The organism is Arsukibacterium ikkense (assembly GCF_000987775.1).
Lineage (GTDB): Bacteria > Pseudomonadota > Gammaproteobacteria > Enterobacterales > Alteromonadaceae > Alishewanella > Alishewanella ikkense.
Window position 1 is genome coordinate 272,863 of record NZ_LAHO01000001.1, and the last position, 21,895, is coordinate 294,757.

The 21,895-nt window shown below is 50.2% G+C and carries 16 protein-coding genes and 3 tRNA genes; 13 read left to right on the plus strand and 6 right to left on the minus strand.

Annotation, left to right across the window (positions count from 1 at the left end; genetic code table 11):
• The first annotated feature begins 6 nt into the window (after positions 1-6).
• The 11 genes from alaS to WG68_RS01290 all read left to right on the plus strand — a co-directional run bounded on the left by alaS (position 7) and on the right by WG68_RS01290 (position 10,674).
• On the plus strand, positions 7-2,628 hold the full coding sequence (alaS, locus tag WG68_RS01240) for an alanine--tRNA ligase (RefSeq protein WP_407637662.1): 2,622 nt from the start codon (positions 7-9) through the stop codon (positions 2,626-2,628).
• A 244-nt stretch (positions 2,629-2,872) separates the two neighbouring features.
• The gene (gene csrA / locus WG68_RS01245) at positions 2,873-3,073 is read left to right on the plus strand and encodes a carbon storage regulator CsrA (RefSeq protein ID WP_046555827.1); all 201 of its coding nucleotides are present in this window, start codon (positions 2,873-2,875) and stop codon (positions 3,071-3,073) included.
• 160 nt (positions 3,074-3,233) lie between these two features.
• Positions 3,234-3,323 (plus strand) — tRNA-Ser (locus tag WG68_RS01250).
• Positions 3,324-3,336: 13 nt separating this feature from the next.
• Positions 3,337-3,413, plus strand: a tRNA-Arg gene (locus tag WG68_RS01255).
• A 32-nt stretch (positions 3,414-3,445) separates the two neighbouring features.
• Positions 3,446-3,522: transfer RNA gene (locus WG68_RS01260), tRNA-Arg, on the plus strand.
• Between the two features lie 148 nt (positions 3,523-3,670).
• Positions 3,671-4,999 (plus strand): PqiA/YebS family transporter subunit, encoded by a 1,329-nt coding sequence (locus WG68_RS01265; protein ID WP_235357616.1) that lies wholly within the window; start codon positions 3,671-3,673, stop codon positions 4,997-4,999.
• A complete protein-coding gene (pqiB, locus tag WG68_RS01270; protein WP_046555829.1) occupies positions 4,996-6,669 on the plus strand; it encodes an intermembrane transport protein PqiB in 1,674 nt (557 codons plus the stop codon). Before WG68_RS01265 ends, pqiB begins: the two co-directional genes overlap by 4 nt.
• Complete coding sequence (locus WG68_RS01275; RefSeq protein ID WP_046555830.1) at positions 6,666-7,229, plus strand: PqiC family protein; 564 nt, start codon at positions 6,666-6,668, stop codon at positions 7,227-7,229. The genes pqiB and WG68_RS01275 overlap by 4 nt, the downstream gene beginning before the upstream one ends.
• A gap of 253 nt (positions 7,230-7,482) precedes the next feature.
• Entirely contained in the window at positions 7,483-7,725 is a 243-nt protein-coding gene (locus WG68_RS01280; protein WP_046555831.1) for an oxaloacetate decarboxylase subunit gamma, read from the plus strand.
• A 12-nt stretch (positions 7,726-7,737) separates the two neighbouring features.
• Entirely contained in the window at positions 7,738-9,519 is a 1,782-nt protein-coding gene (gene oadA / locus WG68_RS01285) for a sodium-extruding oxaloacetate decarboxylase subunit alpha (protein WP_046555832.1), read from the plus strand.
• Between the two features lie 24 nt (positions 9,520-9,543).
• Positions 9,544-10,674, plus strand: coding sequence for a sodium ion-translocating decarboxylase subunit beta (locus WG68_RS01290; protein ID WP_046555833.1), 1,131 nt, complete (start codon positions 9,544-9,546; stop codon positions 10,672-10,674).
• A 29-nt stretch (positions 10,675-10,703) separates the two neighbouring features.
• Here the strand turns inward: WG68_RS01290 and WG68_RS01295 are convergent, their stop codons facing one another.
• Positions 10,704-11,786, minus strand: a complete 1,083-nt coding sequence (locus WG68_RS01295) for an anhydro-N-acetylmuramic acid kinase (RefSeq protein ID WP_046555834.1) — start codon at positions 11,784-11,786, stop codon at positions 10,704-10,706.
• Positions 11,787-11,798: 12 nt separating this feature from the next.
• Positions 11,799-13,139 carry a peptidoglycan DD-metalloendopeptidase family protein gene (locus WG68_RS01300; protein ID WP_046555975.1) on the minus strand — a complete coding sequence of 447 codons (1,341 nt, stop codon included), beginning with the start codon at positions 13,137-13,139 and terminating at the stop codon, positions 11,799-11,801.
• 147 nt (positions 13,140-13,286) lie between these two features.
• On the opposite strand from WG68_RS01300, the gene tyrS reads away from it, so the two are divergent.
• Complete coding sequence (gene tyrS, locus WG68_RS01305) at positions 13,287-14,489, plus strand: tyrosine--tRNA ligase (protein WP_046555835.1); 1,203 nt, start codon at positions 13,287-13,289, stop codon at positions 14,487-14,489.
• A gap of 178 nt (positions 14,490-14,667) precedes the next feature.
• On the plus strand, positions 14,668-17,385 hold the full coding sequence (acnA, locus tag WG68_RS01310; protein WP_046555836.1) for an aconitate hydratase AcnA: 2,718 nt from the start codon (positions 14,668-14,670) through the stop codon (positions 17,383-17,385).
• A 44-nt stretch (positions 17,386-17,429) separates the two neighbouring features.
• Here acnA and WG68_RS01315 read toward each other — a convergent pair whose 3' ends face one another.
• The 4 genes from WG68_RS01315 to WG68_RS01330 all read right to left on the minus strand — a co-directional run bounded on the left by WG68_RS01315 (position 17,430) and on the right by WG68_RS01330 (position 21,889).
• Positions 17,430-18,164, minus strand: a complete 735-nt coding sequence (locus tag WG68_RS01315) for a type 2 periplasmic-binding domain-containing protein (RefSeq protein WP_046555837.1) — start codon at positions 18,162-18,164, stop codon at positions 17,430-17,432.
• Between the two features lie 126 nt (positions 18,165-18,290).
• A complete protein-coding gene (locus tag WG68_RS01320; protein WP_046555838.1) occupies positions 18,291-19,634 on the minus strand; it encodes a DUF4397 domain-containing protein in 1,344 nt (447 codons plus the stop codon).
• 120 nt (positions 19,635-19,754) lie between these two features.
• The gene (locus WG68_RS01325) at positions 19,755-20,573 is read right to left on the minus strand and encodes an NAD-dependent epimerase/dehydratase family protein (protein WP_046555839.1); all 819 of its coding nucleotides are present in this window, start codon (positions 20,571-20,573) and stop codon (positions 19,755-19,757) included.
• Positions 20,573-21,889: a mechanosensitive ion channel family protein gene (locus tag WG68_RS01330; protein ID WP_046555840.1), complete on the minus strand. Its 1,317-nt coding sequence runs from the start codon at positions 21,887-21,889 to the stop codon at positions 20,573-20,575. Before WG68_RS01330 ends, WG68_RS01325 begins: the two co-directional genes overlap by 1 nt.
• Positions 21,890-21,895 lie beyond the last annotated feature (6 nt).

A 21,895-nucleotide genomic window follows, 5' to 3' on the forward strand; every position in this document is an offset into this window, starting at 1 on the left:
ATGACGATGACTTCGGCCAAGATCAGGCAGGCTTTTTTTGATTATTTCGCCAGTAAACAACATCAGGTAGTGGCCAGTAGTTCGCTCATTCCGGGTAACGACGCTACGCTGTTGTTCACCAATGCCGGTATGGTGCAATTTAAAGACGTATTCCTGGGGCAGGATCAGCGCAGTTACAGCCGCGCTGTATCAGCTCAGCGCTGCGTGCGGGCAGGTGGCAAGCATAACGATTTAGAGAATGTTGGCTACACGGCACGTCACCACACCTTTTTTGAGATGCTTGGTAACTTTAGTTTCGGTGACTACTTTAAACGCGAAGCCATTGGTTATGCCTGGCAGTTTTTAACGGAAGTGGTCAAGCTGCCGAAGGATAAGCTACTGGTTACCGTGTATGCCACTGATGATGAAGCCTACAATATCTGGTTAACCGAGATTGGTGTGCCAGCGGAGCGCATAGTGCGGATTGGCGACAACAAAGGTGCACCTTATGCCTCAGATAACTTCTGGGCGATGGGGGATACCGGGCCATGTGGTCCCTGTACCGAGATATTTTATGATCATGGTGCGCATATCTGGGGTGGCCCACCTGGCTCGCCAGAAGAAGATGGCGACCGTTTTATTGAGATCTGGAATATCGTCTTTATGCAGTTTAATCGCCAGGCAAACGGCGAGATGCAACCGCTGACCAAGCCCAGTATCGATACCGGTATGGGGCTGGAACGCATCGCCGCTATTTTACAGGGTGTGCACAGCAATTATGAGATAGATACTTTTGTGGCGCTGATTAAAGCTGCGGCTGAGATCACCGGTGCCACGGATTTAACTGATAAATCGCTGCGGGTAGTGAGTGACCACATCCGCAGCTGTGCCTTTTTAATTGTTGATGGTGTGCTGCCTGCCAATGAAGGCCGCGGTTATGTGTTACGCCGGATTATTCGCCGGGCAGTGCGCCATGGCAATAAGCTGGGAGCAAAAGGTGCATTTTTCTATAAATTAGTTAGTGCATTAGTTGCACAAATGGGCGAAGCGTATCCGGAACTGGCTGCCAAGCAAGCCATTATTGAAAAAGCATTGCGACTGGAAGAAGAACAATTCGGCAAAACCCTGGAGCGCGGCCTGACCATTCTGGATGACGAATTGGCAGCGTTGTCTGGCAGTGTGCTGCCTGGCGATTTAGTGTTTAAACTGTATGACACCTACGGTTTTCCGGTTGATTTAACCAATGATGTGGCGCGCGAACGTAACCTGACCATTGATCAGGCCGGTTTTGATGCGGCGATGGCGGCTCAGCGCAAACGGGCGCAGCAGGCATCAAACTTTGGCGCTGACTATAACGCTACCCTCAGTTCGAACCAACGAACCGAGTTTACCGGTTATGAGCATGAATTTGATGATGCCAGCATTGTTGAAATGTTCTCTGATGGCAAAGCGGTCGATACGCTTTCGACCGGAGCCAGTGGCTTAGTGGTACTGGATAAAACGCCGTTTTATGCTGAGTCGGGTGGCCAGATGGGGGACAGTGGTAAGCTGTTATTGGCTGCTGGTGGCGAGTTTGTGGTAGCAGACACCATTAAACTGGGCAAAGCCTTTGCTCATCAGGGCCAGGCAGGAGCAGATTTGAAGGTTGGTGACAAAGTCGCTGCCAGAATTGATGGCGGGCGCCGTGCCGCGATAAAGCAAAACCACTCTGCTACCCACCTGTTACATGCGGCATTGCGCCAGGTATTGGGCGAACATGTTACCCAGAAAGGTTCATTAGTCGGGCCAGATCGGTTGCGTTTCGATTTCAGCCATTTTGAGGCGGTCAAAGCCAGCGAGCTGCAGCAAATAGAGCAGTTGGTTAACCAGCAGGTTCAGGCTAATAATCCGCTGCAAACCCGTTTAATGCCAATAGAGCAAGCGAAAGCGGCTGGAGCCATGGCATTATTTGGTGAAAAGTACGACGAAGAAGTACGGGTGTTGTCGATGGGCGATTTCTCGATTGAGCTGTGTGGCGGTACGCATGTCAGCCGTACTGGCGATATTGGCTTGATCAAAATCGTGGCTGAAGCAGGTATTGCTGCCGGCGTTAGGCGCATTGAAGCGGTTAGCGGCAATGGTGCCCTGCAATATATTCAGCATTTGGAGCAGCAGGCCGCTCAGGCGGCAGCGTTGTTAAAAGGGGATATGTTCAGCCTGGCAGACAAAGTGCAGCAAGCACTGGATAAAAGCCGCAGTTTGGAAAAAGATCTTGAGCAGTTAAAGACAAAAATGGCCAGCCAGGCGGGTTCATCGCTGGAAAGCCAGGTACAACAGCTCTCTGGGGTGAATGTGTTGATTAGCGCGATAGAGCAGGCTGATCCGAAAAGCTTACGCACCATGCTCGATGAGCTGAAAAATAAGTTGGGTTCAGCGGTTATTCTGCTGGCAACGGTAAATGATGCTAAAGTTAGTTTAATTGCCGGGGTTAGCACTGATTTAACTGCTAAGGTGCATGCCGGGCAGCTGGTTGCCTGGGCCGCTGCGCAGCTTGGTGGTAAAGGCGGTGGCCGGCCAGACATGGCGCAGGCTGGCGGTACCGATGCAGGTGCGTTACCTCGGGTGCTTGCTAGTGCTAAACAATATATCAGTGATAAGCTCGGCAGTTGATCGCAGCAGCTTGGTTTGGCGTAAAAGGGTAAAGAGTCGGTTTTGCCGCCTCAAACCTGTGTTATATCGCGAATATAACCGGGCCACTGGCAAAGTTGCTACAATTTGTTGATTAGTGGCCCGGTTCCATTGATAAATATCAGTTGCTGGCTTTTCAAGCAGGGGCCAGCTGGGTTATTATACGGCGTTTTATCGAAAACAACGGTGAAAAGTCACTGTAATTGCAAGGAAAAGGAGCAAGCGAATGCTAATTCTTACCCGTCGTGTTGGTGAGACTCTGATGATCGGTGACGAAGTCACTGTGACCGTATTGGGTGTGAAAGGAAATCAGGTTCGGATTGGTGTTAATGCACCAAAAGAAGTGTCTGTGCATCGTGAAGAAATTTATATGCGGATCCAGGCTGAAAAAGATACTGCTGGTGGCGGCTTTAACGAAACTGAGTAAAAACTACCGGCAGGAAGCCGGTAGTCAAAATGCCAATTTTAATCATTAGCTGGTAAATATTAAGCGAATTGTTTAAAAGGTCGGCAAACAGACTTTACTGTCCTAAAAATTGTTTGACTTATTTTCCTGAGACATTAATATACACGCCGCAACATAGTGCGGAGAAATGGCCGAGTGGCTGAAGGCGCACCCCTGCTAAGGGTGTATAGGGGAAACTCTATCGAGGGTTCGAATCCCTCTTTCTCCGCCATTTTTTATAGAGCGGACGCATAGCTCAGCTGGATAGAGTACTCGGCTACGAACCGAGCGGTCGGAGGTTCGAATCCTCCTGCGTCCACCATCTATAAAAACGTAAGATTAAGCAATACCCCTGGATGCATAGCTCAGCTGGATAGAGTACTCGGCTACGAACCGAGCGGTCGGAGGTTCGAATCCTCCTGCGTCCACCATATACGAAAAACCCGCTTTGGCTAACGCCTGAGCGGGTTTTTTTATTTTCGTTCAGCGCCAGCTTATCTGAGAAGTGATATATACTGCTGATTATATAAGGTAACTTTATTAGTGCTGTTACCTCTGAATTACAGCGTAGGGTAGCCCGTGAACACTACTGCCGGTATAGAATCATTGCAAAATAGCAGCAATAGTAATGTTGATACTATGTCAGAAGCCGAGCTGGTTTTATGCCCGCATTGCGACTTATTGCAGTATTTACCGACACTGGCGCCTGGCGAAGAAGCGCATTGCAGCCGCTGTCAGTATCAGTTAGATGCCCGGCAGCATGAACCGGTATTGCGCCCTGCGTTGTATGCCGGTTCGGCATTATTGATGCTGTTGCTGGCTAATCTGTTTCCGTTTGTCAGTATGGCGATAGCGGGCAACCGCAGTGAAATCCATTTTTTTGATACTTCAGCGGTGCTGTTCAGTGAGTATCAGCAAGTACTGGCCATTTTAGTCTGGCTGTTTATTCAGGCGGTGCCGGCTTTTTGTATGTTGGCTGTTATTTACCTTAAAGTGGGGATGTGGTACCGCTTACCTGCCATGATCTGGGTGGCCAGGGTGCTCTATATGCTTAAGCCCTGGAGTATGGTTGATATTTTTCTGATGGGTTTGTTAATCAGCTTTGTGAAGCTGGTGGCCACTGCCGAAATTTCACTGGGTATGAGTTTCTGGGCCTTTTGCTTATTTTGTCTGTTACATTTACGTACCTTTCAGGTGTTAGACCGCCATGCATTGTGGGCCAGTATTGCGCCGAGCCCGCAGCCTGATTGCGCGGTGCAGGTGGGTAGTACCGGTTTGGCCCAGCAATTAAAGCTATGCCATTGTTGTACGGCGGTGTTGCCACTGCACCAGGCGCATTGTAGTCGTTGTCATACTAAAGTTACCCCACGCCAGCCCGCCAGTTTACAGAAAACCATGGCGCTGTTGCTGACAGCTTGTGTGTTGTATATTCCGGCTAATTTATTACCGATAATGCGTACGGTGTCGTTTGGTAATGTTACTGACTCCACCATTATCGGTGGTTTTATTATGATGTGGCAGGATGGGGAATATCCGGTAGCGATTATTATCTTTTTAGCCAGTGTGGTGATCCCTATTATTAAAATGCTGGTGATGTTCTGGTTATGTTATCTGGCCAGCACATCAAAACAGACCAATAGCAAGCACAGTGGCACTGTATACCGCTTAGTTGACTGGGTGGGGCGGTGGTCAATGGTGGATGTGCTGGTAGTGGCTTTTATGGCTGCCATCGTGCGCTTCGGGCTGCTGGCCAGTGTTTATCCGGGCATTGGTGCCGTTTTATTTGCCGCCGTAGTGGTTACCACTATGCTGGCGGCAGTGAGCTTTGATCCCCGGCTGCTGTGGGATGCGCAGGGGCAAACGGATTATCAGCAACATCAGCCAAATACAGAAGGAATAGCAAGGTGACTGAGTCGGCGCAAGTTCAGGCTAACGTTCGGGTAATAAAGCAGTGGTCGCCTATCTGGGTCGTACCCATAGCTGCAGTGTTAATAGGGCTGTGGATGCTATTTAGTCATTTTCAGCAGCAAGGGGTCATGTTGTTGCTTGTTGCCGAAGATGCTGAAGGCATTGTTGCCGGCAAAACCCAGATTAAGAATCGCAGTGTTGATGTTGGCCAGGTGGTATCGGTGGAACTGAGTGATGATTTAACCCAGGTGTTGATCCAGGCACGGATGAAACCGAATATGACACCGTTGCTCAACGCTGGCTCTCAGTTTTGGGTGGTGAAGCCCCAGATTGGCCGTGGCGGGGTCACCGGCTTAAATACGTTATTGTCAGGCGTATATATCGAATTGCAGCCCGGTGATGCCGGCACCACTGAACTGACCCATCCGTTGTTAAATGCTCCCCCGGTGGCGCCGGCAGATGCACCTGGGATCAGAGTTAAATTGAACTCAGCAGATACCACCGGCTTGGCGGTGGGCGATCCGGTGTTATATCGCGGCTACGAAGTGGGCACCGTTGAACTACGGGATTTTAATCTGGAGCAACGTAATACTCAGTTCCAGCTTTATATTCGCGAACCCTATGACGATCTGGTCAGTGATAATGTTCGGTTTTGGTTAAGTAGTGGTGTCGCCTTTGATCTGTCTGCAGAGGGCTTAAGTGTGGATATTGGTTCAGCCACCACACTGCTAACAGGTGGGGTGAGTTTTGATTTAATGGACGGCTGGCCTGTTGGCGAGCGCGCTGCTGATGGCAGTGAATTTCAATTGTTTCCTGATAAGCAAAGTATTCAGGAAGGCTTATATAGTCACTATATTGAATACCTGGTGTTTTTTGATGAATCTGTGCGTGGCTTAAAAGCGGGTGCGCCAGTCGAGTATCGAGGGGTACGGGTAGGGACGGTGGCCACGGTGCCATTTTTCTTCGCAATTGATAAACCCTTTGAAGTGTCGCTGCAGCAGGGTATTCCGGTTCTTATCCGGATAGAGTCGGGCCGGCTGTACGAAAAGCTGAATTTAAAGCAACTGGATATCGAGCTGCAAGACGCCATTAGCCGTGGCCTGCATGCAGTATTAAAAACCGGTAGTTTAATTACCGGCGCCTTATATGTTGATTTGGACATTAATAGTAGTTGGCTGGATGATGACAAACATCAACAGTTATTTGCTGAGCAGCAGCAGCTGAGCACTTCGGCAGGTTATCCTGCATTGCCTTCTGCTCGCAGTGGTTTTAGCAATATGGAACAAAAACTACTGATGGCGCTGGATAAAATTAATAATTTGCCAGTTGAATCAATGTTAGCTCAGGGTGAGCAAACCCTGGCTGCTACCAACCAAGTGATGGCAAACGCCCAGCAGCTGGTACTGAGCATGCAATCATTAATGGACCAGCCGCAGTTGCAACAATTGCCTGCTGATATCCAGCTGAGTTTGCAGCAGTTACGTGCAACATTGCAGGGATTTAGCCCAGATGCCGCAGCCTACGGTAGTGTCAGTGCTAACCTGCAGGCACTGGAGCAGGTACTGCGGGAGTTACAACCTGTGATAAAAACATTGAACCAGCAGAGTAACTCGTTAATTTTTAATGCCAGTGATTCAGCTGAACCTGAACCAAGGAAAGCCAGACCATGAAATTATTGCTGCCGTTAGTTGCAATCACCCTGCTTAGCGCTTGCGCTGGCAACGCCCAGGTTAACTATTATCAGGTATCGATGCCGCTGGCAGCTGCTACGGCAGTAAGTGAAACACAAGGCACCCTGCCGTTGCAGCTACAACCTGTCAAAGTGGCCAATTACCTCAATGGCGCTGGCCTGGTAATGCAACGCTCTGAGGTTGAACTGGTTGTTGCCAGCCGCAATTTATGGGCGGATGCGTTGGATCAGCAACTGTACCGGTTGCTGGCAGAGCAAATACGGGCAAGGCTGCCAGGGATACCGGTAGCCACAGCGACTGACCCCGCGGCCATCAGGTTACACCTTACCATTGACCGGTTTCATGCCCAGGCCAACGGCAACGCCGTGATTAGCGGCTTTTACAGCTTAGATGCGCCAAAGGGCCGGATCACGCAGTCTTTCAGCTATCAGCGGCCGCTGGACGCAGATGGTTATCCGGCATTGGTCAGGGCACTTAGCCATAGCTGGCAACAGCTGGTTAGCGATCTCATCGTACATATCGAGCAGCAATACTTGTAATCTGTTTTGCTTCAAGGTATCTTTCTGGACGGCTAGACGTTAAAAAGTCTTTGTTGATTCGCTGGCGAAATGGCTGGTATCACTCAGTTTTATTATTAAGCTGGCGTGCTTCACTCCATAATGGCTGGATTAAAGCAGCAGCGCGCTGGTGTTTAAACTATGCTGTTTGCAATGGTTTTAATGAGATAAAACACTGGTCGGGCTGCAGGCGCGCTTGCTGCTGTAACAGCGCTACGCAAAGGAGAACAGGCAGATGATAACTGATTTATTGCTTGAAGCAGCGAACCTGATGCTAATTGGGATGGCAACAGTTTTTATATTTTTACTGCTGCTGGTATTGCTGATGACGCTTATGAGCAAGGTATTACGCCGTTTTACGCCGGTAAAGCTAGCCGATAAAGTTATTAAATCTGACGTCAATAATACAGGGGTGTCGCCCGCTATCGTTGCCGCTATCAGCGCTGCGGTGCACCAGTATCGCCAACAACATAAATAAGAGGAAGCTGGCATGACCAAGCCTTTGTTATTAACAGAGTTAGTGTTGCGCGACGCGCACCAGTCTTTACTGGCCACCCGTTTACGGCTGGCTGATATGCTGCCCATCGCCAGTAAGCTAGATCAGGTTGGTTATTGGTCAGTGGAGTCGTGGGGCGGTGCTACCTTTGATTCCTGTATCCGTTATCTGGGGGAAGACCCCTGGCACCGTATTCGCGAGCTGAAGAAAGCGATGCCCAATACCAAACAACAAATGTTACTGCGTGGTCAAAACTTGCTGGGATACCGCCATTATGCGGATGATGTGGTAAAGGCCTTTGTGGAACGTGCGCATGCTAATGGTGTGGATGTGTTCCGTATTTTTGATGCCATGAATGACATCCGCAATTTACAAACCGCGGTGCAGGCTGCCATCAGCATCGGTGCTCATGCGCAGGGCACTATTTCCTACACCGTGAGTCCGGTGCATACCATTGATATGTGGGTGGATATGGCTCGCCAGCTGGAAGACATGGGCTGTGACTCTATCTGTATTAAAGATATGGCCGGCTTACTGAAGCCGTATGTTGCCGAAGAGCTGGTCACCCGGATTAAAGAAGCGACTAAAATTCCTTTAGCGATGCAGTGCCACGCCACTACTGGCCTTAGCACTGCAACCTACCAGAAATCGATTGATGCTGGCATTGACATGCTTGATAGTGCAATTTCGTCGATGAGTATGACTTATGGCCATAGTGCTACCGAAACCATGGTAGCCATTACCGAGGGTACGGAGCGTGATACCGGCCTGAATTTAGAATTACTGGCTGAAATAGCGGCTTACTTTCGGGACGTTCGCAAAAAATATGCCCGCTTTGAAGGTTCATTAAAAGGGGTAGATGCCCGTATTTTACTGGCCCAGGTACCAGGCGGTATGTTAACCAACATGGAAAGCCAGTTAAAAGAGCAGGGTGCGCTGGATAAACTGGATGAAGTACTGAAAGAAATTCCGCGGGTACGGCAAGACTTAGGCTTTTTACCATTGGTTACCCCAACCTCACAAATTGTCGGCACTCAGGCAGTGCTGAATATCCTGACCGGCGAGCGCTACAAGAGCATAACCAAAGAAACCGCAGGCGTATTAAAAGGTGAATATGGCGCTACTCCGGCACCCGTGGACAGTGAGTTGCAGCTAAAAGTATTGGCCGGCGCCAAGCCGATAACCTGCCGTCCGGCTGATTTGCTGGAACCTGAATTAGATAAATTACATACCGAGTTGCTGGATTTAGCCAAAGCCGAATCGATCGACTTAGCCAGAGATACCATTGATGACGTGCTGACTTATGCATTGTTTCCGCAGGTCGGTTTGAAGTTCCTGAAAAACCGCAACAACCCGGCTGCTTTTGAGCCGGTGCCAGATGACAATGAGGATGATAGTTCGCCCAAGTCGGTTAAAACAAGAGCCGTGACAACCGGCCCTGCAGCTTATAGCGTGCGGGTAGATGGTAAAGCGTATGAAGTGGAAGTGGCACCTAGCGGCGAATTAAGCAGCATTAAACCGGTAGTGTCGGAAAATATTCCGGGCAGCGCCTCCGTGACAGGCAGTGCGACGCTAAATGCGCCACTGGCTGGCAATATCTGGAAAATTACCACCAAAGTGGGCGCTACGGTAAAGCGTGGTGATGTGGTGATTATTATGGAAGCGATGAAAATGGAAACTGAGGTGCGTGCCGTAGCGGATGGCACTATTGCGAGTATCCATGTTGCAGCGGGTGATGCGGTCAGTACCGGCGACGTACTGATCAGCTTTGAGTAATGCAGCCGGCACTAAGGAATTTACATGGACGCGCTTAATACTCTGATTGCTTCAACCGGTATAATGCACTTTACGGTGGGCCAGGTAGTCATGATGCTGGTTGGCTTTTTGCTGCTGTATCTTGCTATCGTTCGTGGCTTTGAACCACTACTGCTGCTGCCGATTGGCTTTGGCGCCATTCTGACTAATATTCCGCTGGCCGGGATGGGAGAGCCGGGTGGCTTGCTGTATATGATCTATGAAGTGGGCATTGGCACTGGCTTTTTCCCGCTGTTGATCTTTATGGGCGTCGGCGCTATGACCGACTTCAGTGCGCTGATAGCGAATCCGCGTATGTTGTTTCTGGGCGCTGCAGCGCAATTTGGTATTTTTGCTACCTTATTTGGTGCTATTGCCCTGAACTGGGTGCCAGGCTTAAGCTTTACCCTGCAAGAAGCTTCAGCTATTGCTATTATTGGCGGGGCAGATGGCCCAACTGCCATTTTCCTGGCGTCGAAGCTGGCACCAGACTTACTGGGTGCTATTGCGGTGGCCGCCTACTCTTATATGGCATTAGTGCCGATAATTCAGCCGCCTATTATGAAAGCCCTGACCACTAAAGCTGAACGGGAAGTTCAGATGACCCAGCTTCGCCCGGTTGGCAAACGCGAGAAAATTATTTTCCCGTTAATGTTGGTCTTTCTGACAATATTATTATTACCCACTGCAGCGCCATTGATTGGCATGTTTTGTCTGGGTAACCTGATGCGTGAATCCGGCGTGGTGGAGCGGCTTAGTAAAACCGCCCAGAATGAGCTGATTAATATTGTGACAATTTTCCTGGGGCTGGCGGTCGGTTCCAGATTAAGTGCTGATAAGTTTTTAACGGCTCAGACCTTAGGTATTTTGATCCTCGGCATGGTGGCGTTTGCTATTGGCACTGCCGCCGGGGTACTTATGGCTAAGTTGATGGCTAAGCTGTCGAAGCAACCAATTAACCCGCTAATTGGTGCCGCCGGTGTGTCGGCCGTACCGATGGCCGCGCGGGTAGTGAATAAAGTAGGCTTGCAGGCTAATCCACATAACTTTTTGTTAATGCATGCCATGGGGCCTAATGTGGCGGGGGTGATTGGCTCGGCAGTTGCCGCGGGCATTTTACTGGCATTAGTGGGATAGTATTTATTTAACAGTAGCGTATTGGCTTATCAGGGCTTATACGCTACGCCCAGCACGCAGGCCTTGCTGGCCCCGGTAACCTCAGGCAGGTTGCCGGGTACCTGATGCTGATAGGCCCAAGCCAGCCAGGCGAATGCCAGGGCTTCCACCCAGTCTGGCGCTACGCCCAGTTTAGCGGTACTGCTAATCTGACAAGCAGGAAATAGCAGTGCTAAGTCAGCCATCAGTACCGGGTTGTGCGCACCACCACCACAAATAAATACCTGCTGCGGCTGGCTGGTTCGCAGGCTGTCGGCAATGGTGTGGGCTGTTAGCCGGCAAAGGGTACGTTGCACATCGGCGGGGAGGTATTGCTCTGGCTGAAATTGCTGTAGCCAGTTCAGGTTGAAATATTCCCGGCCAGTACTTTTCGGCGCAGGCCGGCTAAAGTAAGGATCGGCCAGCATGGCGGCCAGCAATGCCGGTATCAGCTGGCCTTGCTGACAAAACTCACCGTCCATATCGTAATCTTTCGCCAGACACTGCATCACCCAATTATCAAGCAGAGCATTGCCCGGGCCGGTGTCAAAGCCGCTTACCGGCTGGTCGGGTACTAACAGGGTGACATTGGCAATGCCGCCAATATTAACCACTGCACGCCTGGCATCCGCTGTTGCAAATACCGCATCATGAAACGCCGGCACCAGCGGCGCGCCCTGACCGCCATAGGCAATATCTTTGCGCCGGAAATCGGCGATCACCGGAATTTGGCACAACATTGCCAGCTTGTGCATATCGCCAATCTGGTAACTGAAAGGCAGCCGGGCATCGGGTCGGTGACGAATGGTCTGGCCGTGGCAGCCAATGGCAGCAATGGCAGCTGCTTCAATACCGGCCTGGCTAAGCAGAAGCTGCACTCCTGCAGCATAGCTATAGGCTAGTTGTTGCTCAGCCAGACCAAGCAATTCAATTTCATTATCGCCGGGCTGGCAAAGTTGCTGTAGCTGTTGTTTTAGCTCAGCGGGGAAAGGCTGGAGTAAGCTGCTGATAATTCGCGGTTGTGGGGTAAAACCGGCCAGCACCAGGTCGATGCCATCGAGGCTGGTGCCAGACATAATGCCAATATAGTACATAGGCTTGCTGCTTTAAGAGGCCGTTTTCGCTAACAGTACCCGTTCTTTTGTTTGCAGCTCGGCCAGGATAGGCGCCGTAGTAGCTACAAAGCTGTCGCGCTCAGCACCCTGTAACGGGGTGGCTTGCGGTAATTTAACGGTACGCGGATTACGGTGTACGCCATTGACTAAAAACTCATAGTGTAAGTGGGCGCCCGTCACTCTGCCGGTTGCACCAAGCCTGCCAATGGTTGCACCCTGTTTTACCCGATCACCGGTTTTTACGTTGCGCCGGGACAAATGCAGGTATTTAGTCACAATGTTGTTGGCGTGCTGAATAAACACATAGTTGCCATTTAAGTTGTTATAACCGGACTGGGTAACCCGGCCATCGCCAGCTGCCATAATAGGGGTACCGACCGGGGCCACATAATCTACGCCATTATGGGCGCGAACTGTACCTAATACCGGATGTAGGCGGCGCGGATTAAAATTAGAACTTACATATTGAAAACTGACCGGCGCACGCAAGAACGCCTGGCGCATACTGGCACCATCAGGTTTGTAGTAATTGCCATCGGTGTGGCGGATGGCCTGAATAACCTGGCCCTGATTCTGAAATTGGGCAGCGATTATAGTGCCATAGCCAGCAAAGTCACCATCAACATAATTTGCCTGATACAGCACACTAAAGCTGTCGCCAGAGCGTAAATCCAGGCCAAAATCTATATCCCAACCAAAAATACCGGCCAGATTCATAATCTGCGCTTCAGATAAGCCGGCTTCAATACCGGCGCGCCAAAAGCTGGTTTGTATTTCTGCGCTGGCAAATTGCTGGCGGTGTTCAATCTCTTTCTCTAACTCTGTGGCAGTATACTGTCCCTGCGCATCACGGCTGATTATTAGGGTTTTAAGTTTGTTGATAGCGTAACGCAGTTCAGCAAGTTCACCCTGATCGTCCAACCCAAACTCAAGGGTTTCACCGGGGAACAGTCTGGTCAGGGTTTTAGTGTTGTCGCCAAGTGCCAGAATAGCCAGCATGGTTTGCTGACTGACATTGGCTTTACGAAACAAACTGGATAACACATCGCCGCGTTGGACCTGCAGGCTGGCCCATTGCAGCTTGTGCTCTGGCTCTGGCTCAAAGGCAATTTCCAGTTCAGATATGTCGGCTGACATGCCCTGCGCTAATTGTTGTTCAGTATGCGGAATATCAAGGCTGTAACGTTTACCCACTTGAAGGGCTGAACTATTACTGCTTTTCGATGCAGAAGCCTGCTCAGAGGGAAGTAACAAAATTACGGCTAAACCTACCGATATCGCAAGGATCAAAGCACGGTGTCGAGAAGGAATTTTTGCTACCAGTTGCCGCATAATACCTGTCATCTGCTTAAAATGTACAAAAACCGAGCATAAAGGTTTTTTTTCGAAGATACCAGACTTTTGTGCGTTTCCCCTGGCTGGAACATGCTATAGAATGGCCGTTGTTTAAGCAAAATTGCACTATGTCAGGAGTGAAAAATGGCCGATTGGGCACAGGCGTTAGCTGAATTAAAACGCGGCTGCGAGGAAATCTTGCTGGAAGAGGAGCTAATTGCCAAGTTGAAGACCGGCAAGCCTTTAAAAGTAAAGGCCGGTTTTGATCCAACGGCACCTGATCTGCATTTAGGCCATACCGTGCTGATTAATAAATTGCGCACTTTTCAGCAGCTTGGTCATGAGGTTATTTTCCTGATCGGTGATTTTACCGGCATGATAGGTGACCCCAGCGGCAAAAACGTTACCCGCAAGCCGTTAAGCCGGGAAGATGTGCTGGCAAATGCAGAAACCTATAAAGAACAAGTGTTTAAAATACTCGATCCGGCGAAAACACGGGTAGCCTTTAACTCTGAGTGGATGGGTGAGCTCGGTGCTGCCGGCATGATAAAACTGGCATCACGTCAAACCGTGGCCCGGATGCTGGAGCGGGACGATTTTAAAAAGCGTTTTGCCGGTAATCAGTCTATTGCAATCCATGAATTTCTGTATCCCTTGGTGCAAGGCTGGGACTCGGTAGCACTGGAAGCCGATATTGAAATGGGTGGCACCGATCAGCGCTTTAACCTGCTGATGGGGCGCGAGCTGCAAAAAGAAGAAGGCCAGCGGCCGCAAACGGTAATGATGGTGCCGTTGTTGGAAGGGTTGGATGGCGTGCAGAAAATGTCTAAGTCGTTAGGTAATTATGTCGGCATTACTGACGCCCCAACAGAGATGTTTGGCAAAATTATGTCCATTTCGGATGAGCTGATGTGGCGTTATTATGACTTACTCAGCTTCCGGCCATTAGCGGACATTGCTGAGTTAAAGCAGCAAATGGCCGCCGGTACCAACCCGCGTGATATTAAAATTGCGTTGGCGAAGGAAATTATTGCCCGGTTTCACGATGACGCAGCGGCAGAAGCTGCACATCAGGATTTTACCCAGCGTTTTAGTAAAAATGCGCTGCCGGAAGATATTCCAGCGCTTAGTCTTAGCTGCGACGGCAACAGCATGCCGATTGCCAACCTGTTAAAAGAAGCCGGTTTAGTGGCCAGTACCTCAGAGGCACTGCGGATGATTAAACAAGGTGCGGTAAAACTAAACGGTGAAAGCCGGATTGACGACAGCAAGCTGGAAATCGCCAAAGGGAGCAGTGACATTTACCAGGTGGGTAAACGCAAGTTTGCCCGGGTTACCCTGAATTAAGCGCGATCCGGCTTTCACGCCATGATGTTACCGAACAGGGCCGCTATTGCGGCCCTTGTTGTTTTGCCGGTCAGCGTAAACTGAGATAACTGAGTGTTGATTGGGATCTTGCCTTGCTTTTTCGCATCTGCGCCCTGATGCACTACACTTGGATAACACGCAAAAACCGAGGAATGTTATGAGCCAGAGTAATCCCTATGCTGAGGTACTGAAAGTTGCCGGGCAGGAATATCAAATCTTCAGTTTAGCTAAAGCCGCAACCTTACACGGTACCATTGACCGTTTACCCTTTTCCTTAAAAGTATTGCTGGAGAATCTGCTGCGCAGTCTGGACGCTGATACCGTGACCACGGATGATATACAGGCGTTGGTCGACTGGCAAAAGCATGGCCATGCTGACCGGGAAATTGCCTTTCGACCTGCCCGGGTATTGATGCAGGACTTTACCGGCGTGCCGGCGGTGGTTGACCTGGCCGCAATGCGGGCAGCCGTGGCAGAGTTAGGTGAAGATCCGCAAAAGATTAATCCACTATCCCCGGTCGACCTGGTGATAGATCACTCTGTCATGGTAGATCATTTTGCCAGCGACGATGCCTTTGGCCAGAATGTGGCCATTGAAATGGAGCGCAACGTTGAGCGCTATACCTTTTTGCGTTGGGGGCAGCAGGCTTTTGCCAACTTTAAAGTAGTGCCCCCCGGTACCGGCATTTGCCATCAGGTGAATCTGGAATATCTGGGGCAAAGTGTCTGGGCAAAAGCCACCGATGACGGTGAGCAGGCGTACCCTGACACCCTGGTCGGCACAGATTCCCACACCACCATGATTAATGCATTGGGCGTATTGGGCTGGGGGGTGGGGGGCATTGAAGCTGAAGCCGCGATGCTGGGTCAGCCAGTATCGATGTTGATCCCGGAAGTGGTTGGCCTGGAGTTTACCGGCAAGCTGGCAGCTGGTATTACTGCTACAGATCTGGTGTTAACCGTCACCGAATTGCTGCGTAATCACGGCGTGGTAGGCAAGTTTGTCGAATTTTTTGGTGATGGTCTGGATCATTTAAGCCTGGCTGATCGGGCGACTATCGCCAATATGGCGCCTGAGTATGGTGCAACCTGTGGCTTTTTCCCGGTTGATCAAATTACTCTGGATTATATGGCACTGACCGGGCGCGATGAAAAAGTTATCGCCCGGGTCAAAGCCTATTGTCAGGCTCAGGGGTTATGGCGCAAGCCTGGTCATAAGGCGATTTATACCGACGTGCTGCACCTGGATTTGAGCTCTGTCGTGCCATCACTGGCCGGGCCAAAACGGCCACAAGATAAAGTCGGCTTAGCGGATTTAAAGCAACATTGCGATGATGTGTTGGCGCTGCAGCTAAAAATGGTGGCCGAGCGTGATGCGAAAATGGTGGATGAAGGGGGCGGCCAGCCGCAACCTGACAGCGATGAGCAGCATGTTGAGCTTGATGGCCAGAAAATTAAACTTAATCACCATGCTGTCGTAATTGCTGCTATTACCTCCTGTACGAATACATCTAACCCAAGTGTGTTGATGGCGGCCGGTTTGCTGGCGCGCAATGCCCTTGCCAGAGGCTTACAGCGTAAGCCCTGGGTGAAAAGCTCGCTGGCACCAGGTTCTAAGGTGGTAACGCGCTATCTGGAGCAGGCAGGCCTAATGCAACCTTTAGAAAGGCTGGGTTTTCATCTGGTTGGTTATGGCTGTACCACCTGTATCGGTAACTCCGGGCCCTTGGCCAAAGCTGTTGAAGACAAAATACACCGCGCTAATCTGAATGTATCAGCAGTGTTATCCGGTAATCGTAACTTTGAGGGGCGAATTCACCCCCTGGTGCAATCAAACTGGCTGGCATCGCCACCGCTGGTGGTGGCTTTTGCGTTAGCGGGTACAGTAAATATCGATTTAAGTAAGGATCCGATTGGCAATGATAAGCAGGGTAAGCCAGTTTATCTGCAAGATATCTGGCCCAGTAATCAGGATATTGCCAATGAGGTTGCCAAAGTACATAGCAGCATGTTTAAAAGCGAATATGCCGATGTGTTCAGTGGGGATGCCAGTTGGCAAGGTATAAAAGTACCGCAAGATAAAACCTATACCTGGCCGGATTCAAGCTATATTCGCCAGCCCAGCTTTTTTAAGGACATGGGGCGCGAGCCTGCGCCGGTGCAGGATATCAAAGAGGCCCGCATGCTGGCGTTACTGGGCGATTCTGTCACCACTGACCATATTTCACCCGCTGGCGCCATTAAGGCCAGCAGCCCGGCGGGGCGTTACTTAACAGGGCTGGGCGTAGCAGAAGCTGATTTTAACTCCTATGGCTCACGTCGTGGTAACCATGAGGTGATGGTTCGCGGTACCTTTGCCAATGTCCGTATTCGTAACGAAATGGCACCCGGTACTGAAGGCGGGGTCACCACGCACCAGCCATCGGGCGAGCAAATGGCTATTTATGATGCAGCTGAGCGTTACCTCGAGCAAAAAACGCCGCTAGTGGTGGTAGCGGGTAAAGAATATGGTACCGGCTCATCCCGCGACTGGGCCGCTAAAGGTACTTTATTGCTGGGGGTGCGGGCAGTACTGGCGGAGTCTTACGAGCGTATTCATCGCTCTAATCTGATTGGTATGGGGGTATTACCATTGCAGTTTCTGCCAGGAGTTGATCGTAAGCATTTGCAATTAACCGGCGCGGAAACCTTTAGTATCAGCGGATTAAATACCTTGAAACCAAAACAGAAAGTGTCGGTGCTGATTACGTACCCTGACGGTGATCAGCAAAAAATTGAGATGCTGTGCCGGATCGATACCGGTAACGAGCTGGCCTATTATCAACATGGTGGCATTTTACATTATGTACTGCGACGGATGATTGGTAGTGCCTGAAATCTGTTAGGTGAGTAATAAAGCTGATGATAACGTCAGCTTTTTTATTTTATGGCGGTAACGGTTTTTACGAATTGACGGCATTGCTCTACGGCATTGTTCATTTTACTTAAATGGCTACTGGCAAACGCAGGTGCCAGGTAAAAACCTGCATCACGGGTATAGTAGTTATAAAGCTGTAAAGTATGCTGGGCTTGCTCTGCGATCAATTGCGCTTGCAGCTGTTCAGCTAAAGGCTGTGGCACCGCCAGCATTTCCACCCGGTCCATTAATAGCAAGGGTAATAATTGCGGATACTCGTAAATCTGATGAATATTCTGATAGCCATGGCTTTGCAGGTAGTGTTGTTGTGGTGAGCCACGTTTGACACCTATGGTGCGGTTTTTTGCCTGGTCAGTGGCGCCAACGGTATTTGTCTTAAAAACAAAGTAATCATCGTCTTTGGTTAACCAGACCGTTGGCTGCAGGTAATTATTGCGCTCTTCGGTATATCCCATGGGGTAAATCAGATCGAGTTGATTTTCCCGGGTCAGTTTTAATAAACGATCAGTCGGCAGGCTTTGCCATGCTATCTGCACATCCAGTTTGCTTTCAATACAGCTGATAATTTCAGCATGGCCGTAATCAGATTCGGGGGCTATGATACCGTCTACGACGTTAATGCCGGGAAAGGATTGCACAATGCCACCTTGCAGCAGTTGCCCGGCAGCGAAGCACGTGCCCGCCAGCATAATACCGACTGACAGCACACCATAGTTCACGGTTTTTAACACAGCCATAAATATACGCTAGCCTGATAATACGTTGTAATTCGGGTTAACTGCTAAGTATTCACCAAAAATCGGCTGTTGTCAGTAATATCGCGCCAAAACCCCGGAATTTGCCGGGGTTTAAGCAAGAAGGGGTTAGAAATTCAGCTTTAAGCGGTAACCTGATGCTGCAGTGTCATCTTGCTCTGCGGTTAACAAATAACGCTGACCAGGTTGTAGCATCATACTATTAGTTTTATCCAGTAAGGTGGTGCTGCCATTATCTGCAACATGCACCAGCGCAATAGCATAGTAGTCTTTGGGTAAATTCAGGCTTTGCTGCTTTTTAAATGCCAGGTTTTTGATGTTATGTCGTGCCGTGGCAATGGTTTCGTCCTGACGAATAAAGTAGTAATGCAACTTGTCAAAGTCGGCCACTAAATTGCTGACAATAACATCGTTCGATTGCAGCTGCGGTTTGTCGCTTTCTTTTACGGCCAGCGCTTCCAACGCATTACTGGCGTTCTGGTACAGGATAACCAGCTGGCTTTCCCCGGCCGTTGCCGTCAGTAAGGCACTGTTCAGCAACAACTGATGGTCACTGTCGCGGATAGACAAACTGTAGTCGCCTTTGCTCAGTGTCTGGTAATTACTCAGGGTGTCAGCATTTAAGCTGGCAAGCGGGCTGTTATCCAGCGCCGCTTGCAACGGCTGCGCTAAGCTGTTGTACAGACGAAACTGCGCCTGAGCATCCTGATGCATATAACGGCCAACACTGCTTGAGTTTAAAATAACGTCGACTGCCAGCTGGTTGGCAATAGGACCATGCTGGTCTCGTACCACTAATACGTAAGTATTTTCAAAGGCAAAATCGAGGTTTTTACCGACAAACAACGGCGCGTCGGCACCGGCTTCTGCCAGGTATAAATTGTATTTACCTGTGTTATTGCGGCTGGGAGTGCTGCTTATTTCATGCAGGGCCAGCTTATCCAGTAAGGTTGCGTCAGTGAAAGACTCATCGGCGGCGCTAAGATAAATATCGAGGTTTGGTTGGCTTATGGCTAAGTTGCTCAGATATAAATCAAATTGATCGTCTAACTGTTTTTCCCGGGCGAAGCTCAGGCTGAGATAGGAAAATTGTTGATCGGTGCTGGTAATAATATACAGGTGCTTCTGATCCTCGCTTAAGTTCACATCTGCCGATAGCAGTGGGCTGCTGGCACCGGTTTCTTGCACTGCCAGGGTATAACTTGCGCTGTCCAGGGTAATAACATTGCTGGCATCACCAAAGCGGGCGCTACCGACACTTTTATCATCAAAGCGGAAGTTTGGATTAGCACTGTCGGCAGCGCCATTATAAAACTGCACATAGCTTTTGCTGACTGCCTGGTCGTCACTGCTGCCGCCACAGGCTGTCAGACTTAACAGAGCGCCAAGCGCCAGAGTGCACGCGAGTTTTGAGGTGAAGGATAAAGGTGACGCAGATAATGCTGTTTTCATATCAGTTTCCATGCTGGTGAGGTAAACCGGCACAGCCTAAGGAAATAGCGGCGGGATAGCTATGGCGCTTTACTAATGCAGACAGTTGGTTACGTTTAGTCACAGCTTCGTTGTAAGCCGTTACAACATGGCCATATAACCAGCGCGATAATCAGGATAGTGCCAGCTAAAGCCGGTTTGCTGTAAACGGTGGGCGCTGACTCTTTTACTGCCACGGCTAAGGTGCTGCGCGGTGCCTGCGGCTATCTGCAATTGTTGTTGCAAAAAGTGAATAACGTCGCAGTAGCGGGCGGGCGCCAGGTCACAGAGGTTGTAGGCATTTGCCAGCGCAAGGCTCTGCCGGCGGCGGTTAATCAGGTGCACGATGGCCCGGGCACAGTCTGAAATTTGGATCCGGTTGGTATATATCGGCTGGTTTTCAACAATCTGCTGGCCGCTGCTGGCGATGCGCAGCATCATCTCTCTGCCAGGGCCATATATACCGGCCGGGCGTAGCATGGTGCAGGGCAGGCCACTTTGCAGCCAGAAATCTTCAGCCGCCACCAGAATCTTTGCACTGCTGCGTTCGGGCCGACGGGGGCTGTCTTCGTCAACCCATTCCCCATGTTGCTGGCCATAAACGCTGGTAGATGACACCAGCCAGACATGGATAGCCGTTGCTCGCAGCTGCACCCAGCGCATGGCTTGTTCGGCGATGCTAAGATAGGCTTGGCGGTATGCGCTATCGCTACTATTATCGGGCGCTACGCACAACACCACATCGGTAACATCGCCGGCAATGTCCGGCCAGGGCGTGCTGGCATCGTGCTGCAGCATATTAACTCCGGCCAGTCCCTTCGCCTGGCGGCGCATAGCGCTGACCGCAAGGCCTGTGTGCAGAGCCTCTGTGGCAATGGCCGCCCCTAAATCACCCAGGCCAATTATTAATATACTGGCCATTAATCTTGCTCAGGCGTTTTTACAGTGTCCACAGCCGCAGTTGGCCAGCCCGATTTAATATGCAGGTCACGTTGCGGATAAGGAATAGTTATATTATTTTCTTTAAAGGTGCGCCAAATCGCCAGATTAATATCTGATTTCACTGCCCCAGTGCCTTTTTCCATATCTTCTATCCAAACCCGCAATTGTAATTCTATACCACTGTCAGCAAATTCAATTAGACGAACGGTAGGCTCAGGCGTTTTTAACACCCGTGGCGATGAGAAAGCGCAGGCAAGCATTAACGCCATGGCTTGCTCAGGATCATCCTCGTAACTAATTTGTACTCTCACAATGATCCGAACATTCCGATCAGCATAACTCCAGTTAATCACCTCTGAAGTGATCAGGTTTTCGTTAGGGATCAGGGTGTCTACCCCTTCGCGGTTTCGCACCACCACATAACGGGCGTTTAGCTGCTCTACCCAGCCAAATTTGTCGCCGACGGTAATAATATCGCCGGGCTTGATCGAACGGTCAAACACCAGAATAAAGCCACTGATAAAGTTCGAGGCAATGCGCTGCAAACCAAAACCTAAACCTACCCCCAGCGCGCCGCCAAATACCGCCAGCGAGCTTAAATTAATGCCAACTGCGTTTAATGCCACCAGAAACGCGATGGTGATTAATAAAAACTTACTAAACTTGGCAAAGCCGACCTGCATACTGGGGCTAATGTGCGCTGAACGCTGTACCCGCTGACTGATAAATTCGGCCAGCCAGATAGCCAGGGTAAAAGCCAGTGCGATCATGAAAACCAGCTTGATGACGGCCAGCACCGAAATCCGGGTTTCACCGACTGTGGTGGCCAGACTGTCCAGCACCGCCAGTACCCCTGGCAGCCAACCGGCTAAATGCAGCAGCACTCCAAACCAGATAATCCCGGCTAATAGGTTTTCAGACGACTTAAGCAGTGGGCTGACACTGAACGCTTTGCGCAGGATATACACCACCAACCTGATCACGGCCAGTGCCACCAGCACAGGTACCGCAATGGCCAGAATTTGCGCTGGTAAATCATTCATTTCAAAAATAATTTTTACCGGAACTAGAATTGCCAGCGCGGTAAGCGGCCACAACAAGCGCTGAATACTGCGCACCGCCACATGTCGCAGGCCCGTACCTCTTATATTCTGCGCTGCCACTAACAGCTGCAACCGCCGGTTGGTTAACGAGGCCAGCAACAGGGCAAAGGCTAAAGCCAGCAGCTGCCACCAGAAATCGAGCTGTTGCACACTAAGCCAGACGGCAGCAGTGATTTCATCAAACTTTTCCATAATTAT

Bases quoted from the DNA above. Each gene is read 5' to 3' on its own strand.
- WG68_RS01280 (WP_046555831.1), top strand. From the start codon at position 7,483: ATGATAACTGATTTATTGCTTGAAGCAGCGAACCTGATGCTAATTGGG.
- WG68_RS01300 (WP_046555975.1), bottom strand. From the start codon at position 13,139: ATGCGGCAACTGGTAGCAAAAATTCCTTCTCGACACCGTGCTTTGATC.
- WG68_RS01275 (WP_046555830.1), top strand. From the start codon at position 6,666: ATGAAATTATTGCTGCCGTTAGTTGCAATCACCCTGCTTAGCGCTTGC.
- oadA (WP_046555832.1), top strand. From the start codon at position 7,738: ATGACCAAGCCTTTGTTATTAACAGAGTTAGTGTTGCGCGACGCGCAC.
- WG68_RS01325 (WP_046555839.1), bottom strand. From the start codon at position 20,573: ATGGCCAGTATATTAATAATTGGCCTGGGTGATTTAGGGGCGGCCATT.
- WG68_RS01330 (WP_046555840.1), bottom strand. From the start codon at position 21,889: ATGGAAAAGTTTGATGAAATCACTGCTGCCGTCTGGCTTAGTGTGCAA.
- alaS (WP_407637662.1), top strand. From the start codon at position 7: ATGACTTCGGCCAAGATCAGGCAGGCTTTTTTTGATTATTTCGCCAGT.
- WG68_RS01315 (WP_046555837.1), bottom strand. From the start codon at position 18,164: ATGGCTGTGTTAAAAACCGTGAACTATGGTGTGCTGTCAGTCGGTATT.
- WG68_RS01295 (WP_046555834.1), bottom strand. From the start codon at position 11,786: ATGTACTATATTGGCATTATGTCTGGCACCAGCCTCGATGGCATCGAC.
- csrA (WP_046555827.1), top strand. From the start codon at position 2,873: ATGCTAATTCTTACCCGTCGTGTTGGTGAGACTCTGATGATCGGTGAC.
- acnA (WP_046555836.1), top strand. From the start codon at position 14,668: ATGAGCCAGAGTAATCCCTATGCTGAGGTACTGAAAGTTGCCGGGCAG.
- WG68_RS01290 (WP_046555833.1), top strand. From the start codon at position 9,544: ATGGACGCGCTTAATACTCTGATTGCTTCAACCGGTATAATGCACTTT.
- WG68_RS01320 (WP_046555838.1), bottom strand. From the start codon at position 19,634: ATGAAAACAGCATTATCTGCGTCACCTTTATCCTTCACCTCAAAACTC.
- tyrS (WP_046555835.1), top strand. From the start codon at position 13,287: ATGGCCGATTGGGCACAGGCGTTAGCTGAATTAAAACGCGGCTGCGAG.